General features: G+C 62.9%; 18 protein-coding genes. 5 read left to right on the top strand and 13 right to left on the bottom strand.

From position 1 onward, the window contains the following. Positions 1–87 precede the first annotated feature (87 nt). The 5 genes from O3297_RS24730 (at position 88) to O3297_RS24750 (ending at position 9,347) form a co-directional block, all read left to right on the top strand. Complete coding sequence (locus tag O3297_RS24730) at positions 88–2,031, top strand: S9 family peptidase (protein WP_305050591.1); 1,944 nt, start codon at positions 88–90, stop codon at positions 2,029–2,031. Continuing rightward, complete coding sequence (locus O3297_RS24735; RefSeq protein WP_305050592.1) at positions 2,028–6,209, top strand: DEAD/DEAH box helicase; 4,182 nt, start codon at positions 2,028–2,030, stop codon at positions 6,207–6,209. Before O3297_RS24730 ends, O3297_RS24735 begins: the two co-directional genes overlap by 4 nt. A gap of 69 nt (positions 6,210–6,278) precedes the next feature. Next, positions 6,279–6,767: a hypothetical protein gene (locus O3297_RS24740; protein ID WP_099395782.1), complete on the top strand. Its 489-nt coding sequence runs from the start codon at positions 6,279–6,281 to the stop codon at positions 6,765–6,767. A gap of 169 nt (positions 6,768–6,936) precedes the next feature. Next, positions 6,937–8,796: a DUF885 domain-containing protein gene (locus O3297_RS24745; RefSeq protein ID WP_099390206.1), complete on the top strand. Its 1,860-nt coding sequence runs from the start codon at positions 6,937–6,939 to the stop codon at positions 8,794–8,796. A gap of 170 nt (positions 8,797–8,966) precedes the next feature. Continuing rightward, entirely contained in the window at positions 8,967–9,347 is a 381-nt protein-coding gene (locus O3297_RS24750; RefSeq protein WP_305050593.1) for a hypothetical protein, read from the top strand. 84 nt (positions 9,348–9,431) lie between these two features. Here O3297_RS24750 and tatC read toward each other — a convergent pair whose 3' ends face one another. The 13 genes from tatC to hisD form a co-directional block, all read right to left on the bottom strand. Then, the gene (tatC, locus tag O3297_RS24755; RefSeq protein WP_034780926.1) at positions 9,432–10,187 is read right to left on the bottom strand and encodes a twin-arginine translocase subunit TatC; all 756 of its coding nucleotides are present in this window, start codon (positions 10,185–10,187) and stop codon (positions 9,432–9,434) included. Further along, complete coding sequence (tatB, locus tag O3297_RS24760; protein ID WP_034780928.1) at positions 10,184–10,717, bottom strand: Sec-independent protein translocase protein TatB; 534 nt, start codon at positions 10,715–10,717, stop codon at positions 10,184–10,186. The genes tatC and tatB overlap by 4 nt, the downstream gene beginning before the upstream one ends. A gap of 48 nt (positions 10,718–10,765) precedes the next feature. After that, positions 10,766–11,002: a Sec-independent protein translocase subunit TatA gene (gene tatA, locus O3297_RS24765; protein ID WP_305050594.1), complete on the bottom strand. Its 237-nt coding sequence runs from the start codon at positions 11,000–11,002 to the stop codon at positions 10,766–10,768. Positions 11,003–11,082: 80 nt separating this feature from the next. After that, a complete protein-coding gene (locus tag O3297_RS24770) occupies positions 11,083–11,454 on the bottom strand; it encodes a histidine triad nucleotide-binding protein (RefSeq protein ID WP_305050595.1) in 372 nt (123 codons plus the stop codon). A 16-nt stretch (positions 11,455–11,470) separates the two neighbouring features. Continuing rightward, positions 11,471–11,842, bottom strand: a complete 372-nt coding sequence (locus O3297_RS24775) for a phosphoribosyl-ATP diphosphatase (protein WP_070257793.1) — start codon at positions 11,840–11,842, stop codon at positions 11,471–11,473. Next, positions 11,839–12,276, bottom strand: a complete 438-nt coding sequence (hisI, locus tag O3297_RS24780) for a phosphoribosyl-AMP cyclohydrolase (protein ID WP_034753847.1) — start codon at positions 12,274–12,276, stop codon at positions 11,839–11,841. The genes O3297_RS24775 and hisI overlap by 4 nt, the downstream gene beginning before the upstream one ends. A gap of 34 nt (positions 12,277–12,310) precedes the next feature. Continuing rightward, positions 12,311–13,072: an imidazole glycerol phosphate synthase subunit HisF gene (gene hisF, locus O3297_RS24785; RefSeq protein WP_034753845.1), complete on the bottom strand. Its 762-nt coding sequence runs from the start codon at positions 13,070–13,072 to the stop codon at positions 12,311–12,313. 60 nt (positions 13,073–13,132) lie between these two features. Beyond that, a complete protein-coding gene (gene hisA / locus O3297_RS24790) occupies positions 13,133–13,906 on the bottom strand; it encodes a 1-(5-phosphoribosyl)-5-[(5-phosphoribosylamino)methylideneamino]imidazole-4-carboxamide isomerase (RefSeq protein WP_034780937.1) in 774 nt (257 codons plus the stop codon). A 69-nt stretch (positions 13,907–13,975) separates the two neighbouring features. Next, positions 13,976–14,614, bottom strand: coding sequence for an imidazole glycerol phosphate synthase subunit HisH (gene hisH, locus O3297_RS24795; protein ID WP_305050601.1), 639 nt, complete (start codon positions 14,612–14,614; stop codon positions 13,976–13,978). Positions 14,615–14,652: 38 nt separating this feature from the next. Further along, positions 14,653–15,243 (bottom strand): imidazoleglycerol-phosphate dehydratase HisB, encoded by a 591-nt coding sequence (hisB, locus tag O3297_RS24800; protein ID WP_010402123.1) that lies wholly within the window; start codon positions 15,241–15,243, stop codon positions 14,653–14,655. A 19-nt stretch (positions 15,244–15,262) separates the two neighbouring features. Further along, positions 15,263–16,357, bottom strand: a complete 1,095-nt coding sequence (gene hisC, locus O3297_RS24805; RefSeq protein ID WP_305050602.1) for a histidinol-phosphate transaminase — start codon at positions 16,355–16,357, stop codon at positions 15,263–15,265. A gap of 33 nt (positions 16,358–16,390) precedes the next feature. Then, on the bottom strand, positions 16,391–17,323 hold the full coding sequence (locus tag O3297_RS24810) for a site-specific DNA-methyltransferase (RefSeq protein ID WP_370385446.1): 933 nt from the start codon (positions 17,321–17,323) through the stop codon (positions 16,391–16,393). After that, complete coding sequence (gene hisD / locus O3297_RS24815; protein ID WP_070257790.1) at positions 17,320–18,645, bottom strand: histidinol dehydrogenase; 1,326 nt, start codon at positions 18,643–18,645, stop codon at positions 17,320–17,322. Before hisD ends, O3297_RS24810 begins: the two co-directional genes overlap by 4 nt. Position 18,646: the final 1 nt, after the last annotated feature.

Raw genomic sequence — 18,646 nt, forward strand, 5'->3', positions numbered from 1 at the left:
GCCTGCCCTTCCATTATGATGATGCACGCCGCCGCGCGCCCTGACCCTGCCTGGCGGCCCTTGATCCCCTCACTACACGGAGCCCGCATGACCTCGACCGCATCCAGCACCCCTTATGGCATCTGGCCATCGCCGATCAGCGCGGCCATCGTCGCCGCCGGCGCCTCGCCGCTGACGCAGCTGGCCTTGGGCGGTGCGGATGGCAGCGACGTGTTCTGGCTGGCCGGACGCGCCAGCGAGGCGGGCCGCAACACCCTGCTGCGCCAGCGCGGCGCGCGTGTCGATGAACTGACGCCGGCGCCCTTCAATGTGCGCACCCGCGTGCATGAATACGGCGGCGGCGCGTATGCCGTTGCGGGCGATAGCGTGTATTTCTCGCATTTCGCCGATAATTGCCTGTACCGCGTGGACGGCGACGGCACCCCGGAAGCATTCACCACGGGCGGCAGCACGCGCCATGCGGATTTTGTGGTCGATGCGGACCGTTCCCGCCTGATCGCCGTGCGCGAGCAGCATCCGGCGGAAGGCCACGCGCATCCGGAAAACTGCCTGGTGGCCGTCGGCTTCGACGGGCGCGAAACGGTGCTGGCGCGCGGCCACGACTTTTATGCGGCGCCGCGTTTGTCGCCGGACGGCAGCCAGCTGGCCTGGATCAGCTGGGATCACCCGCGCCTGCCATGGCAAGGCACGGAACTGTGGCTGGCCGACGTGCATGCGGACGGCAGCCTCGGTTCGCCGCGCCTGATCGCCGGCGGCGCGCGCGAATCGATCTGCCAGCCGGAATGGTCGCCCAGCGGCTTGCTGCACTTCGTCTCCGACAGCAGCGGCTGGTGGAATCTGTACCGCCTGCACGGCGCCGACATCGAGGCACTGTGCCCGATGGAAGCGGAATTTGCCACGCCGCACTGGACCTTCGGCGGCAGCATGTACGGCTTTCTTTCCGACGACGAGATCGTCTGCACGTATATCCAGGCCGGCATCAGCTACCTGGCGCAATTGAATGTGGCGGCGGCCAAGCTGGAGCCGATTTCCCACCCATACCAGGAAATCCGCGAACTGCGCGTGGGGCCCGGCTTCGTCGCACTGCTGGGCGGCAGCCCCACCATTGCGCTGGAACTGGCGCGCATCGATTTGGCTAACCATGAGCTGGAAGTGCTGGCGCAGTCGATCACGGCCCTGCCCGCGCTCGACTATCTCTCCGTGCCGCGCAGCTTGAGTTTTCCTAGCAGCAATGGCCGCACGGCCTACGCCTTCTTTTATGCGCCTACGAATGGCGATGTTCAGGCGCCGGCAGGAACATTGCCGCCCGTCATCGTCATCAGTCACGGCGGTCCCACCAGCATGGCCAGCAATACCTTGAAACTGGCAACGCAGTACTGGACCAGCCGCGGTATCGGCGTGCTCGACGTCAACTATGGCGGCAGCAGCGGCTTTGGCCGCGAATACCGCGACGCGCTGCGCGGGCAATGGGGCATCGTCGACGTGGAAGACTGCATCGCCGGCGCGCGCTACCTGGCGGCCAACGGCCTGGCCGACCCGGAACGCCTGATCATCCGCGGCGGCAGCGCGGGCGGCCTGACCACCCTGTGCGCATTGACGTTCCACGACGTCTTCAAGGCGGGCGCCAGCTACTATGGCGTGTCCGACCTGAAGGGCCTGGACGACGATTCGCACAAATTCGAATCGCGCTACACCGACTACCTGATCGCCTCGCAACCGCAGGCCGAGGCGCTGTACCGCGAGCGCTCGCCCATCCACCACACGGATAAATTGTCGCGCCCGATGATCTTCTTCCAGGGCCTCGATGACAAGGTCGTGCCGCCGCAGCAGTCGCAGCTGATGGTCGACGCCTTGCAGGCGCGCGGCGTGCCCGTCGCGTATGTACCGCTGGAAGGCGAGGGGCACGGCTTCCGCAAGGCGGAAAACATTGTGCGCACCCTGGAGGCGGAACTGTATTTCTACCAGCGCGTGTTCGGCCTGCCCGTGGCGGCCGGCGAGCCTCCCGTGCAGATCGCCAACTTGTCCGCATGAGCGAGCAGAATGGTGACCAACACCTGCTGGACGAGTTCGCCGCACTGGAGCAGCATGAACAGATGATCCTGGCCTTGCTGGCGATCACGGGCGAACCGGTGGGCAAGCATGCCGTGTATGAACACTTGCAGCGCGCCAATGTCGTCGAGCCGGACGGCACGCCGTTTTCCCTGCTGGTGGTGACCAACATGCTGCAGCGGCTGACGCGCCTGGCGCTGGCGTCCGAGATCGTCGGGCGGGGCTTTGCCTGCGAAGCGAGGCTGCGCTGGCCCGCCATGCGCGCGGCCATCGAGCACCTGGTGTTTCGCGACCTGTGCCAGGCCATCGAGCTGATCAACCCCGTGCGGCGCAACTGGGATGGCTATGTGGAACTGCGCAGCTACCGGCAAGGCGTGGCGCGCCTGCGCATCGCCCTGCTGCGCAATGACGAGGTGCGCCACGTGGCCGCCATCCTGGCCGCCTGCATGGCGTGCTATGAAGCGCAGCAGCTGCATCCGCTGATCGAGATCTTCGGCCGGCCGTTCGAACCGGAAATGTTGTCTTTCGTCATGCCGCAACTGCAGGATGACATCCTCGCCGTGCTGCTGGGCAACGCCCCGCGCGAGCCGGCCACGGCGCACGCCATCCGCGCATACGCGCGCGCGCATCATGCGCGCCAGGCGGCCGCCGGCGACCATATCGGTGCCGCCCTGCCATTGGCCCTGGCCGAAGACGCCCTGCTGTGCGGCGAACTCGACGCGGCCGCGCGCTACCTGGCTGGCCAGCAGGGACCGCAGGCGCTGTTTGTCGACAGCAGCATCGCCCTGTTGCGCGGCGAACATGCGCACGCCGTGGCGGGCTTCGAGACGGCCTTGAAAGGACTGCGCAAGGAGGCGGGCAAGCGCAAGCTGTGCTTTACGGGCATCGGCGGCCACCTGTACGTGCTGGCTTTGCTGCGCGGTAACGACGCCAAGCTGCTGAAAAGCGCGGAAACCTACCTCGATATCGCCCTGCACGCGCAGCCGAACCACGACAGCATCGTCTACCAGCAACTGAACACCTTGCGCCTGGTGCGCGGCGGCGTGCAGCTGGCGGAAAGCATCCCCACGCGCAACTGGGAAACGGGCTTGCAGGCGCAGCTGTTCCAGGGTTTGCTGTACTACTGGCTGGCGCTACCGCAATTGAGCGAACGCAAGGACCAGCTGCGGTCGCTGGTGCAGCAGGCGGACGCGGCCGGCTACGATCTGATCGCGGCGCAGGCGGCCGGCTTGCTGGGCTTGATGGGTGAACCGCAGCAGGAGCGCTATGCGACGGCCAAGCGGGCGCAACACGGCTTGACGGACATGGCGCCGTGGTTCGAGCGCCAGGAAGCGTGGCAGCGCCAGCTGAGCGCGCTGATCAACCTGCAGCAGAACGCGCCCGCCGATGCGCTGGGCGGCGTGTCGCGCCTCGTGTGGCTAGTGGCATTCGACCCGCGCTTCGGCCTCACGGTCGTGGAAGTGCGCGAGCAGAAGCGCGACGCGCGGGGCGGCTGGAGCAAGGGCCGCGCCATGGGTCTCAAACGCCTGGCCGAAGAGGCCGGCGACATCGATTTTCTCACGCCGCAAGACGCGCGCGCGGCGGGCAGCATCGCGCCGTTCAAACAGTATTATTCGTCGGCGCCCCGCTATGAAATCGAGCTCGACAAGGCCGCCGTCTTGCTGGTGGGCCACCCGCTCGTGTTCTGGCTCGACCATCCCGACACGCGCGTGGAACTGATCGCCGGCGCGCCCGAGCTCCTGATCAAGTCGCACGAAGGGCAGCTGTGGCTGGGCATGCAACCGCCGCTGCCCGACAACGGCAGCAATGTGGTGGTGCAGCGCGAAACGCCGACGCGCCTGCGCGTGGTGCACATCCTCGACGAGCACCGGCGCATCGGCGCCATCGTGGGCCTGGGCCTGTCCGTGCCCCTGCATGCCGAGAAACAGGTGATGCAGGCGATCGGCGCCATTTCGTCCATGGTGACCGTGCAATCGGACATCGGCGGCGGCGCCGGCGACGCGGAAGCGATCACGGCCGACCACCGCCTGCACGTGCACCTGCTGCCCTACCAGCAGGGCCTGAAAATGCAGATCCTCGTGCGGCCACTGCTCGACAACGGCGCCTATTACGCCCCCGGCAGCGGTGCCGAAAGCGTGTTTGCCGACGTGGCGGGCCGGGCAGTGCAGGCGCGGCGCGACCTGAATGCGGAACGCGAAGCGCAGCGCCAGCTCATTGGCAAATGCCTGGTGCTGGAAGAAGCGGAGGAAGAGCATGGCGAGTGGCTGCTGGGCCAGCCTGCGCTGGGCCTGCAATTGCTGGTGGAATTGCAGGCGCTGGAGCCGGACGGCATGGTGCTGGCGTGGCCGGAAGGCGAAACCATGCGCGTGTCGAAACGCATCGACAGCGGCCAGATGCGCCTGAATATCAAGAGCGAAAAAGACTGGTTTGCCACCAGCGGCGAAGTGCAGATCGACGAAGACAAGGTGATGGATTTACGCGCCCTGCTCGACTTGATGCAGAACAACAAAAGCCGCTTCGTGGCCCTGGGCGACAACCAGTTCCTGGCTCTGAGCGACGAACTGCACCGCCGCCTGTCGGAGCTGGCCGCGTATGGCGAGGCGCATGCCGACGGTGTGCATATCCACCCGCTGGCCGCCTTCGCGCTGGAAGAGCTGGCCAACGACGCGGGCGGCGTCAAAGCCGACAAACTGTGGCGCGAACACTTGCTGCGCCTGCGCGCCCTCGACGACTATCAACCGCAGTTGCCCAGCACCTTGCAGGCGGACTTGCGCGATTACCAGCTGGCCGGTTTTAACTGGCTGGCGCGCTTGGCGCACTGGGGCGTGGGCGCCTGCCTGGCCGACGACATGGGACTCGGCAAGACTTTACAGGCGCTGGCCCTGATCCTGGCGCGCGCACCGCACGGCCCCACCCTCGTCGTCGCCCCCACATCCGTGTGCATGAACTGGATCAGCGAAGCGCAGCGCTTCGCGCCCACCTTGAACATCAAACTGTTCGGCAGCGGCGACCGCGCCGACATGCTCGATACCTTGCAGCCGTTCGACGTGGTGGTGGCCAGCTATGGCTTGCTGCAGCAGGAAGCCACTATGTTTGCCGGCGTGCGCTGGCATACGATCGTGCTGGACGAAGCGCAAGCCATCAAGAATGGCGCCACCAAGCGCTCGCAAGCCGTGATGGCCCTGCAGGGCGACTTCCGCATGGTGGCCAGCGGCACGCCGCTGGAAAACCACCTGGGCGAATTGTGGAACCTGTTCCGCTTCATCAACCCCGGCTTGCTGGGGACCCTCGACCAGTTTAATTTGCGCTTCGCCGGGCCCATTGAGAAAGATCAGGACAAGCGGGCGGCGGCCGGGGCGCGCTTGCGCTTGCGCCGCCTGATCGCGCCATTCATCTTGCGCCGCACGAAGACGCAAGTGCTGTCGGAATTGCCATCGCGCACGGAAATCGTGCTGGAAGTGGAATTGTCGCCGCAGGAAACAGCGCTGTACGAATCCTTGCGCCGCGAAGCGCTGGAAAAGCTGGCCATGGTGGAAGGGCCGGCGTCGAAAAAGGCCATCCAGATCCTGGCGGAAATCATGAAACTGCGCCGCGCCTGCTGCAATCCGCAACTGGTGGCGCCCGAGCTGGGCCTGGCCAGCAGCAAGCTGGCGGCCTTTGCGCAACTGCTATCGGGCTTGCTGGAAAACCGCCACAAGGTGCTCGTCTTCAGCCAGTTCGTCGACCACCTGACCCTGATCCGCCAGCACCTGGAGCAGCATGGCGTGCGCTACCAGTATCTCGATGGCAGCACGCCCATGCAGGAGCGCAAGCGCCGGGTCGATGCCTTCCAGGCGGGTGAGGGCGACGTTTTCCTCATCAGCCTGAAGGCGGGCGGCATGGGCATCAATTTGACGGCGGCCGATTACGTGATCCACATGGACCCGTGGTGGAACCCGGCCGTGGAAGACCAGGCCTCGGACCGCGCCCACCGCATGGGGCAATTGCGCCCCGTCACCATTTACCGCCTGGTGGCGAAACACACGATCGAGGAAGGCATCGTCGAATTGCACCAGCACAAGCGCGACCTGGCCGACAGCTTGCTGGAAGGCAGCGATGCGGCCGCGCGTATGTCGGCCAATGACATGCTGGGCATGCTGCAGGAGGGCTTGAAGCAATGAGATTGAAAAAATGAGCGGCGCCACCGCGTTCCATGCGATGATCGTTTTTCCCTGTTGCCCTCCCATGCCATGACCGACTATATCGCCACCAGCGCCGGCCAGCGCGCCACCTTTTTGTGCGGCAAATCCTGGACCGCCTACGTCAGCACCTTCCTGATTGCCGTGCTGCTATTCTTTGCCGCCCTGCCGCTGGCCTTCAAGTACAACGCGCGCGCCGCTTTCGTGGTGCTGATCGGCTCGGCCCTGATCGTCGGCTACCGCCTGCTGACCATCCGCAGCTACCAGCTGTACTACGACGAGGCGGGCGTCTGGCTGGCGTCCGGCATCTTGCCTTGGAAAAAGAAACTCGCTGGCGTGAAATGGCGCGACATGGATGAAGCCGTCTATGAAACGAACTTCTGGAGCTGGCTGTTCCAGTCCTATACGGTGCGCGTCAGCCAACGCTACACGCAGGAAACGGAAATCCACGCCACCGGCATGGCGCGCGGCAAGGATGCCGTGGCGGCCCTGAATGCGCGCCATCAGGAGATGCTGCGCGGCAGCGCCATCGTCGTCTAGCGCCGCGCGCGCCCGGCGCAAAAAACTGCGCAGCGGCGGCAATTAATGCTAATCTTTGGGCCGCCCAGGCAAGCAAGGCCAACCTTTCAATAGTTGTTTGTTACTTATATTATCAGTTTATTATTTTCTGATGAGGACAAACAGCAAAATATTCAAGAGATAAACTATGCTGATAAAAAATAAAGTTGCGCTCGCCGCATTGATGATGGCCTTTACCCTGGCACCGGCCAGCGCCGCCAAGAAGCCGCAGAAGCAAGGCAAGGCAACGAGCAGCAGCAGCAAGAAAAAAACCGTCGCCAAGAAGGCGGCCGTCGTCAGCGCCGCCACGGCAGCCACGGTAGCGGCCGTGGCCAGCGAGAACAGCAGCGACCGTTCCATGAATAACCTGAGCGGCCAGTTCCTCACGGCCCTGTGGCGCCTGGACCCGGAAAGCGCGATTTCCGTCGGCAAGTACGATGGCGCCGCCAACCTGAGCATTCCTGACGCGGCCAGCCGCCAGAAGCAGCTGGCCTTCATCGAAGAATGGCTGGGCAAGTTCGGCAAGCTGAATGCCGGCAAAATGTCGGACAAGCAACGTACCGACCTGGCCTTGCTGACGAATAAACTGCAAGCGGACCGCTGGTATCTGACCACCTTCCGCGAATTCGAATGGAATCCCGCCCAGTACAACGTGGCCGGCTCCATCGACTTTATCCTGAACACGGAATACGCGGCCCAGCCGCAGCGCCTGCGCACCTTGCTCAAGCGCATCGCCAGCGTGCCGCAATACTATGCGGCCGCGCGCGCCAGCATCGTCAATCCCACGCGCGAACACACGCAGCTGGCCATCGCCCAGAGCGCCGGCGTGCTCAGCGTGCTTGATGACCTGAACAAGACGGCGCAGGGTTCCATCCTGACGCCGGCGGAAAAACAGCTGTACAACGCGCGCATCGCCGCGGCCCGCACGGCCGTGCAAGGCTACGCGGCCTGGCTGACGGAACAGGATGCCGCGCTGGCGCAGAACGGCAATGCGCGCTCCTTCCGCATCGGCAAGGAACTGTATGAACAGAAATTCGCCTACGATATCCAGGCCAGCGTGAGCGCCGAGCAGATGTACCAGAAAGCCCTGGCCGCGCGCGAAAAGCTGCTCGAACACATGGATAGCCTGTCCGACGAGCTGTGGGTGAAAACCATGGGCAATACGGCCAAGCCGGCGGACCGCACGGCAAAGATCGGCATGGTCATCGACAAGCTGTCCAGCAACCACGTGGCGGCCGCCGATTTCGTGCCGGAAATCCGCCGCCAGATCCCGCAATTGCAGGAATGGGTAACCAGCCACAACCTGCTGACGATGGATCCGAAAAAGCCCCTGGTCGTGCGTGAAACCCCTGCCTACCAGCGCGGCGTGGCTGGCGCCAGCATCGAGGCGCCCGGCCCGTACCGCCCGCAAGACCGCACCTACTACAATGTGACGCCGCTCGATGGCGAAACACCGGAGCAGGCGGAAAGCAGCTTGCGCGAATACAACCACTGGATCTTGCAGATCCTGAATATCCACGAAGCCATCCCCGGCCACTACACGCAGCTCGTGTACGCCAACAAGTCGCCGTCGCTGGTCAAGTCCATCTTCGGCAACGGCGCCATGATCGAAGGCTGGGCCGTGTATGGCGAACGCATGATGCTCGAATCGGGCTATGGCAATAACGCGCCGGAAATGTGGCTGATGTATTCGAAGTGGAACTTGCGCAGCGTCACCAATACCATCCTCGACTACAGCGTGCACGTGCTGGGCATGACGGAAGCGCAAGCGCTCGACCTGCTGACGCGCCAGGCCTTCCAGACCAAGCGTGAAGCGACAGAGAAATGGCGCCGCGTGCAGCTGAGCTCAGTACAACTGACCAGCTATTTCAGCGGCTACAGCGAAATCATGGACTTGCGCGAACAGCGCAAGCAAGCGCTGGGCAACAAATTCGTACTGAAGGATTTCCATGAGCAATTCCTCAGCTACGGCAGCGCGCCCGTGAAAGTCATCAAGGAACTGATGAATTAACGCGCACGCATCACGACCTTGCAAAGGGCGCTGCGGCGCCCTTTTGCATGGGTTTGCGCTATCGCAAACCACCGGCTGCCCTGTCCATTAAGCTGACGGGAAGGCAGGCGCCACCGTACTCCTCACTGGCAATTGCCGATTTTCCTGCTAGGCTGGATATAGGAGCGTCCATGCATATGCCCATCCAGTTCGACACCCTCGATTACGCCAAACGCCTCGCCTCGGCCGGCGTGCCCACCCAGCAGGCGGAAGCGCACGCGACGGCGCTGGGTGAAGTACTGGGTTCTGCCGTGGTCGTGCATGGCGAACTGGCGGCGCTGGAGCGCAATCTGCTGGGGGAAATCAAGCTGGTGGCGCAAAAGGTCGATACCAGAGTGGATGCGCTGGAACTGCAATTCGATACCAGAATAGATGCACTGGAGCAAAAACTCGACGCCCGCCTGGAACGCCTGGACTTGCGCCATGGCGCCGACATGAAACACGTGTACTGGATGATGAGCACCCTGATCCTGCTCAACCTGGGCATCCTCAGCAAACTGATGCTGCAGTAAGCACCCACCAACTTTCTTGGCGATAAAAAAGCCGCGGCTCCCGAGGGAGGTCAGCGGCTCGTATCGGCACGCGTTGCGGGCCGTCTAGGACGCCTCTTCTGGCGCCTGGGTTGCCTTGACGAAGATGGGCGCCACCAGCAAGCCCAGCTCGAACAGCAGGCACATCGGGATGGCCAGCGAGAACTGGCTGACGACGTCCGGCGGCGTGACGATGGCGGCAATCACGAAGGCGCCAACGATGATGTAGGGACGCACTTCCTTGAGTTTCGCGATGGACACAAGCCCCATGCGCACGAGGATCACCACCACCACGGGCACTTCGAAGGTGGCGCCAAAGGCCAGGCACATCGACATGACGAAATCGAGATAGTTTTCGATATCGGGAGTCACTGCGATCGACGATGGCGAAAAGTCGCTGATGAAGTGGAAGACGCGGCCAAACACAAAGAAATAGCAGAAAGCCACGCCAGCGATGAACAGCAGCGACGACGAGATGACCAGCGGCGCGATCAGGCGCTTTTCATGCGTGTACAGACCGGGGGCGATGAAGGCCCACATCTGGTACAGCACCCAGGGCAAAGCGACGATGAAGGCGATCACCAGCGTCACTTTCATCGGCACTAGGAACGGCGAAATGACGCCGGTGGCGATCATTTTCGAGCCGGCCGGCAGCGAGGCGATCATCGGCTCCGCAATAAAATCGTAGATTTGCGAGGGGCCGGGCCAGTAGAACAGCACGGCACAGACGACGGCGATGCCGATCGAGGCCTTGACCAGACGGTTGCGCAGCTCGACAAGATGCGAGATAAAAGTTTCTTCCACCGGAGATTTGCTACTCATGAGTAAAAGGAGGAGGAACTGGCGCGCGGACGGAAGCGCGCCACGCGGGCGGCCGCCGACTGCACGTGCAGCTTGCCGCCATGGCGCTGCTTGTACCAGCCAGGGATGGCGGAATTGCGCACCAGCTTCTTGCGGCGGAATTCGCGCGCCTTGCGGGCCAGGTCATCGTTGGTGGCGCGCAGCATGGCTTCATGGGCATCGTGATGCCCCTCATACGAGCTGGAATCGCCGCGCCAGGCATTTTCCACCTCGGCCAGGTTGCCGGAGATCGAGTTTTCCACGCCATGCATGGATTTCTCCACGCTTTGCTTGACGGAATGGGCCGCATCCTGCACTTCCTTCTGCAGGTTTTTCAGCTCTTCCATCTCAATTTCGCGCGACACTTCGGATTTCACCTGGTTCAGATAGCGTTGCGCGCGGCCATACAGGGTACCGGCCATGCGCGCCACTCTCGGCAACTTTTCAGGGCCGATGACTATCAACGCAACCACGCCGATGATGGCGATTTTAGAGAGACCGAGATCGATCATAAGCGGACAAGGGCTGTTACCGGACGAGGCAAGCGCCCCGCCACGCTATCAGAACTTGCTTTTCTCTTTCGTCTCGACGTCGATGGTGCTTTTGTCGGCCACTTGCGATGGCGCAGCAGGAGGGGTATTGGCTACCGGAGCGTCATCTTCGCCCTTGACGCCATCCTTGAAGCCTTTGACGGCCTTGCCGATATCACCGCCGATATTGCCCAGTTTCTTGGTGCCGAAGACCAGCATCACAATGACCAGAACGATCACCCAGTGCCAAATACTCAATGAACCCATCACATTCTCCTTGCGGGACGGTGCCCGAATAGCGTCAACCAATGCCGGTAGTATACACGTGAACCCGGCGCACGGCGAAATCAGTGCTGGCCGCGCCAGGGACGGGGGCCGCCGTACACGTGCATGTGCAGGTGATACACCTCTTGCCCGCCGTTCGGGCCGCTGTTGATCATGGTCTTGAAGCCGCCGGCAGGCGTGCCATCGGCGTCATAGCTGACGGCGCAGCCGAACTCGGCGGCGAGTTTCGGCGCCAGGCGCAGCAGCTTGCCCAGCATTTCCGTGTGGCTATCGTCACAATCGGACAGGCTGGCCACGTGGTGCTTCGGGATCAACAGCAGATGCACGGGGGCGGCCGGGTTGATGTCCTTGAAGGCCAGCAAGTCCTCGTCTTCATACACGATGGTCGAGGGAATTTGTTTTGCAGCAATCTTGCAGAAAATACAGTTATCCACGCACGCTCCAATCAGGTCAGTGTTTGTCTGTTTCGCCGGCGTCGCGCAGCTCATCCTTGCGTGCCGCCTTTTCTTCCAGGCCGGACAGGCCTTCGCGGCGCGCCAGCTCGTCGAGCACCTGCTGCGGCGTCAGGTCGAACTGCGCCAGCATCACCAGCGAGTGGAACCACAGGTCGGCGCATTCATACAGAACCTTCGACGAGTCGTTGTCGCGGCGCGCATCCTTGGCGGCCATCACGGTTTCCGTCGCCTCTTCGCCGATTTTTTTCAGGATGGCGTCATCGCCCTTGGCAAACAGGCGCGCGACATACGACGTGGCGGGGTCGCCGCCATTGGCCAGCTTGCGCGATTCGATCACGGCGGCCAGGCGTTTTAACGTTTCACTCATTTGCTCTTGCTTTCCGCGTAAATCGTCTCGGGGTCTTTCAGGACGGGGTCGGTGACTTGCCATTCGCCCGTTTTTTCGTCGCCTTCGAACTTCTGGAAGAAGCACGAATGGCGGCCCGTATGGCAGGCGATGCCACCCGCTTGCTCGATTTTCAGCAAGACCACGTCTTCGTCGCAATCGAGGCGGATTTCCAGCACCTTTTGCGTGTGGCCCGATTCTTCGCCCTTGTGCCACAGTTTCTTGCGCGAACGGCTCCAGTACACGGCCTCGCCCAGTTCCACCGTGCGCGCCAGCGCGTCGCGGTTCATCCAGGCGAACATCAGCACGTCATTGCTGCCCGCTTCCTGCGCGATCACGGGCACCAGGCCGTGCTCGTCCCATTTGACCTTTTTCAGCCACTTGGCATTGCTTGCTACGATGGTTCCGTTTTGCATGTTCTTCTATCCTGCCTGTATTTACTGCTGATCTTTACGCCAGGCGCATGGGAATGCCCTGCTGCGCCATGAAACGCTTGGCTTCCTGTACCGTGTGCTGGCCATAGTGGAAGATGCTGGCGGCCAGCACGGCGTCCGCGCGGCCCACCTTGATGCCATCGACCAGATCCTGCAAGCCGCCCACGCCGCCCGAGGCGATGACGGGAATGCTGACGGCATCGGATACGCCGCGCGTCAGGCCCAGGTCGAAGCCGACCTTGGTGCCATCGCGGTCCATGCTGGTGAGCAAGATTTCGCCGGCGCCCAGGCTTTCCATTTTACGCGCCCACTCGAACGCGTCCAGGCCCGTGGCAGTGCGCCCGCCATGGGTAAACACTTCCCACTTGCCGGGCGACACCTGCTTGGCGTCGATGGCGACGACGATGCATTGCGAGCCGTGCTTTTGCGAGGCTTCGTACACCAGTTGGGGATTCGTCACGGCCGACGTGTTGATGCTGACCTTGTCGGCGCCCGCGTTGAGCAGCCGGCGCACGTCTTCCACCACGCGCACGCCGCCGCCCACGGTCAGCGGAATGAACACTTGCGACGCCACGGCTTCGATGATGTCGAAGATCAGGCCGCGGTTGTCGCTGGACGCGGTAATGTCGAGGAAAGTGATTTCATCGGCGCCCTGCTCGTCATAACGGCGGGCAATTTCCACCGGGTCGCCGGCGTCGCGCAATTCCGTGAAATTGACGCCTTTGACAACGCGGCCATTCGTCACGTCGAGGCAGGGGATGATACGTTTTGCAAGCATGATGGTATCCAGATTGTCGCCAGGTCAGGGCATGCACGCGCACGCCCCGGCCAGGCAGGCTTAAACGGCGGCGTCGGTCAGTTCGTCGGCGCGTTCCTGCGCCTGCGCCAGGTCGATCGTGCCTTCATAGATGGAACGGCCGCAGATCACGCCTTCGATGCCTTCGGCCTGGACCGCGCACAGCGCTTCCACGTCGCCGATATTGTGCAGGCCGCCCGAGGCGATGACGGGAATCTTGACGGCTTGCGCCAGCTTGACGGTGGCCTCGATATTGATGCCGCCCATCATGCCGTCGCGGCCGATGTCCGTATAGATGATCGATTCGACGCCGTAGGCTTCGAATTTTTTCGCCAGGTCGATCACTTCATGGCCCGACATCTTGCTCCAGCCATCCGTTGCCACTTTGCCATCCTTGGCATCGAGACCGACGATGATGTGGCCCGGGAAGGCGCTGCAGGCATCGTGCAGGAAACCGGGGCTTTTCACGGCCGCCGTGCCGATGATGATGTAGGTAATGCCGGCGTCGAGGTAGCGCTCGATGGTGTCGAGGTCGCGGATGCCGCCGCCCAGCTGCACGGGGATTTCCTCGATGTCGTTTTCCACGGCGAAATCCTGCACGGCTTTCAGGATGGCCTTGACGGCGCCTTCGTTCTTCGGCTTGCCGGCAAAGGCGCCGTTCAAGTCGACCAGGTGCAGCCGGCGCGCGCCTTGCATCAGCCAATGGCGGGCCATGTCGGCCGGGTCTTCGGAAAATACGGTGGCGAGTTCCATATCGCCTTGTTTCAGGCGTACGCAGTGACCGTCTTTCAGGTCGATGGCGGGAATGAGCAGCATGGTCAGTGTGGTATCAGAGTGAGTGAAAAGCGAAGCCGGTAGGCCACGAAGGTGCATCAATAGGGTACGTCAGGGTTGCCAGTGAACAAAGTTCTTGTACAGCTGCAAGCCAGCGGCAGCACTTTTTTCAGGGTGAAACTGTGTCGCGAAAATATTATCACGAGCGACGGCGCAAGCGAACGGCGCACCATAGACAGTCTCGCCCACCGTGTGCGCCGCCTCTTGAGGTTGAGCAAAATAGCTGTGCACGAAGTAAAAATACGCGTTGTCGGCAATGCCATCCCACATGACATGGGACGCCGTCTGCCGCACTTGGTTCCAGCCCATTTGCGGCACCTTGAAGCGCGAGCCATCTTCCTGCACCTGGCCGTCGAACTGAAAGCGCACGACTTTGCCTGGCAACAAGCCCAGACCGGCCGCATTGCCCTCTTCGCTGCCGTCGAACAACATTTGCTCGCCGATGCATACGCCCAGCACGGGCTTGCTGGCGGCGGCGCGCAGCAGCGCTTCGAGCACGCCCGATTCGCGCAGGCTGCGCATGCAGTCAGGCATGGCGCCCTGGCCCGGCAAGACGATGCGGTCGGCGCTGTCGATGTCTTCCACCGTACCGGAAATACGTACGTCGGCTTCCGGCGCCACGGCGCGCAGCGCTTGCGCTACCGAGCGCAAATTGCCCATGCCGTAATCCACCACCACAATTTTATTCATGTTTGATCCCGGAATCTACAATATAGCGAGAGCGGCGCTTACAGGCTGCCCTTGGTCGATGGAATGATGCCGGCCGCGCGCTCGTCGAGCTCGGCAGCCATGCGCAGCGCGCGGCCAAAGGCCTTGAACACGGTTTCGCATTGATGGTGGGCATTCGTGCCGCGCAGGTTGTCGATATGCAATGTCACGCCCGCATGGTTGACGAAGCCGCGGAAAAATTCCAGGGTCAGGTCGACGTCGAAGCCGGCGATCATGGCGCGCGTAAACGGGATGTGGTATTCGATGCCCGGGCGGCCCGAGAAATCGAGCACCACGCGCGACAGCGCCTCGTCCAGCGGCACATACGCGTGGCCGTAGCGGCGGATGCCCTTCTTGTCGCCGATGGCCTTGGCCACGGCCATGCCCAGGGTGATGCCCACGTCTTCCACCGTATGGTGGTTATCGATATGCACGTCGCCCGTCGCTTCGATATCCAGGTCGATCAAGCCGTGGCGGGCGATCTGGTCCAGCATATGGTCGAGGAAGGGCACGCCCGTATTGAGCTTTTGCTGGCCCGTGCCGTCCAGGTTGAGGGCGACGCGAACTTGCGTCTCATTGGTGTTGCGCGTGATTTCTGCGGTGCGGTTCATGGGAGGCTCTGGCGATAGGCTAAACGAGGGATGCCTTGAAGGCATCGTAAAAAAGGGAATTTTCTTCCGGGGTGCTGACGCTGATGCGCAGGCAATTGGCCAGCGCAACATGCATTTTACTCATATTTTTAATTAAAACCCTGCGGGCAAGCAGTTTTGCGCAAACATCGTCGGAATCAGCCACACGAATCAGAAGAAAATTTGCCTTCGAGGGAAACACGGTCACGCCGGGCAGTTCCGCCAGGCGCAGCGCCAGGTCGTCGCGCGCGCTGTTGAGCAGGGCCGCCTGGGCATTGAGCACGTCGAGATGATCGAGCGCGAATTCGGCCGCCGCCTGCGTCAGCACATTCACATTATACGGCGGGCGCACTTTTTCAAATTGCGCCAGCAGGGCCGGCGCGGCCGACATGTAGCCGAGACGGATGCCGGCCAGGCCCAGTTTCGACACAGTGCGCATCACCACCAGGTTTTCGAACTCGGGCAAACGGCCCATGAAGCTGTGCTGCGCGAACGGCTCATACGCTTCGTCGACGACGGCGATGCCCGTGTCGCCCAGGGCCGCCAGGATGCGTTCGATATCGGCAGCGGCAAACAGGTTGCCCGTCGGGTTATTCGGATAGGCGAGGAAGACCAGCGCCGGGCGGTGCTCTTCGATCGCCGCCAGCATGGCCGGCATGTCCAGGCTGAAGTCGGCCTGCAAGGGCACGCCGACGAAATCCATGCCGGCAAACTGCGCCGAGCGCGCATACATGACGAAGGCGGGCACGGGTGCCAGCAGCACGGCGCGCTTGCCCGGCTCCTGGCGGGCGCATGCCATGGCCAGGATGGAAATGAGCTCATCGGAGCCGTTGCCCAGCATGACGTCAAAGCCGGCGGGCACGCCCAGCTTGGCGCAGATGGCCGCCTGCAGGCTGGCGTACGACGGTGGATAGCGGTTCAGCGCCACGCCGGCCAGGCGCGCGCCCAGCTCCTCGCGCAGCTGCGCCGGCAGCGGATACGGATTTTCCATCGCATCGAGTTTGATGTAACCGCTGGCATCGGCTACCTGGTAGCTTTTGACGGCCCGCACATCGGAGCGCACGGTGTTGCTGATTAACTGATCGAGGAAAGACATGCTGCAAACACTCCTGATGGAATTAAATGGAGACTAAATGACGACGTCTTCCGGCACGGCGGCGCTGCGCGCCTTGCGGGCCGGTGCTTTTTTCGCGGCGGGCGGTTTTTTCACGGCCGCCGATTTTTTGGCCGCTGCCGGTTTCTTCGCTGCCGCCTTGGCGGGCTTGGTCGCGGCCGGCGCGGCCAGTTCCTGCGTCAATGCCGCCAGCCGCTGTTCGATGATGGCGCAGTAGTCGGGGTTCAGTTCAAAGCCGACGAAATCGCGCCCGCAGCGCTTCGCCGCCAGGGCCGTGGTGCCGCTGCCCATGAACAGGTCGAGCACCAAGCCGCCGGGCGGGCACGACGCCTTGAGCATGCGCTCGATGATCTCGAGCGGCTTTTGCGTCGGGTGGTCGGCCCGTTCCGGGTGTTCCTTGTGCAGGCGCGACACGCTCCACAAGTCTTTCGGGTTGTAGCCCACTTCCAGCCATTTGGCGCCGATGAAGATCGAGCGCGAACGGGCTTTCTTGGTGGCCGCGTCGTAGGCGATGCGCACCGCGTCAAGGTCGAAGTAGTAATCCTTGCGCTTGACGAAGAAGCCGATGGTGTCGTGCACCGATGAAAAGCTGCGCACGCTGCCGCCCATGGACGGCACGCGGCGGTCCCAGATGATTTCATTCATCATCGCCATGCGCTGTTTCAGCATGACGAAGATCTCCGGCGAATAGCGCCAGGTGAGGAAGATATACAGGCTGCCGTTGGCTTTCAGCTTGGGCAGCGCCGCATCGATCCATTCTTCCGTCCAGCGCAGGTAGTCGGCCACCGACTGCTGGTCCGAGGCATTGCCGTAATCCTTGCCCAGGTTGTACGGCGGATCCGTCAGGATCAGGTCCACCGAGCCATCGGGAATGCGCGCCAGCCCTGCCAGCGCATCTTCGCAATAGACCCGGTTGACCCAGTCCGGCTGCTCCGCCATATTCGTCATGGCTGCGGCTTCAGACGCAGTTCGGCGCTGCGTGCGTGCGCTTGCAAGCCTTCGCCATACGCCAGGGTGGCGGCGACACGGCCCAGGGTTTGCGCGCCCGCTTCACTGACGTGAATGATGGACGAGCGCTTCTGGAAATCGTACACGCCCAGCGGCGACGAAAAGCGCGCCGTGCGCGAAGTCGGCAGCACGTGATTGGGACCGCAGCAATAGTCGCCCAGCGATTCGGACGAGAAGCGGCCCAGGAACATGGCGCCCGCATGGCGGATCTGCTCGGCCCACTGCTGCGGGTTTTCCGCCGAGATTTCCAGGTGTTCCGCGGCGATGCTGTTGGCGATCTCGCACGCTTCCTCCATGCTGCGCACCTTGATCAGCGCGCCCCTGTCCTGCAGCGAGGTGCTGATGGTGGCCTGGCGCGGCATCGTCGGCAGCAGCTTGGCGATGCTCTCTTCGACTTGGGCGATGTAGTCGGCGTCGGGGCACAGCAGAATCGCCTGCGCCAGTTCGTCGTGCTCGGCCTGCGAAAACAGATCCATCGCGACCCAGTCGGGGTCCGTCGTGCCGTCGCACAGCACCAGGATTTCCGATGGCCCGGCGATCATGTCGATGCCGACGATGCCGAACACGCGGCGCTTGGCGGCGGCCACATAGGCGTTGCCGGGGCCGACGATTTTATCCACGGCGGCAATCGTCTGCGTGCCGTAGGCCAGCGCGCCAACGGCCTGCGCGCCGCCGATGGTGATCACGCGCGTCACGCCGGCAATCGCCGCGGCGGCCAGCACCATCTGGTTTTTCACGCCGTCCGGCGTCGGCACCACCATGATGATCTCGCCCACGCCCGCCACGTGCGCGGGAATGGCGTTCATCAGCACGGACGACGGGTAGGCAGCCTTGCCGCCCGGGACGTAGATGCCGACCCGGTCGAGCGGCGTGATCTTCTGGCCCAGCACCGTGCCATCGGGCTCGGTATAGCTAAAACCGCGCAATTCCTCGCGCTGGCGTTCGTGGAAGGCGCGGATGCGCTGTGCGGCGATCTGTAGCGCCTCGCGCTGCGCCGACGGCAAGCCGTTCAGGGCCGCCTGCAATTCGGCTTGCGAAATATCAAAGGCCGCCATTTCCGCCGCGCCGCCATGCGGGATGCGGTCGAAACGGTTGGTATATTCCAGTACGGCGGCATCGCCGCGCGTTTTCACATCGGCCAGGATTTTCGCGACCGACATTTCAATCGCTGCATCGGTGCCCGCCTCGAACGCCAGCAGCGTGTCGAGCGATTGTTGGAAACCATCCTGGCTTGAATCGAGCTTGCGTATCTGTATCGGCATA

This window comes from Janthinobacterium sp. SUN128 (genome assembly GCF_030587275.1).
In the GTDB taxonomy this organism is placed as follows: Bacteria; Pseudomonadota; Gammaproteobacteria; order Burkholderiales; family Burkholderiaceae_D; genus Janthinobacterium; species Janthinobacterium lividum.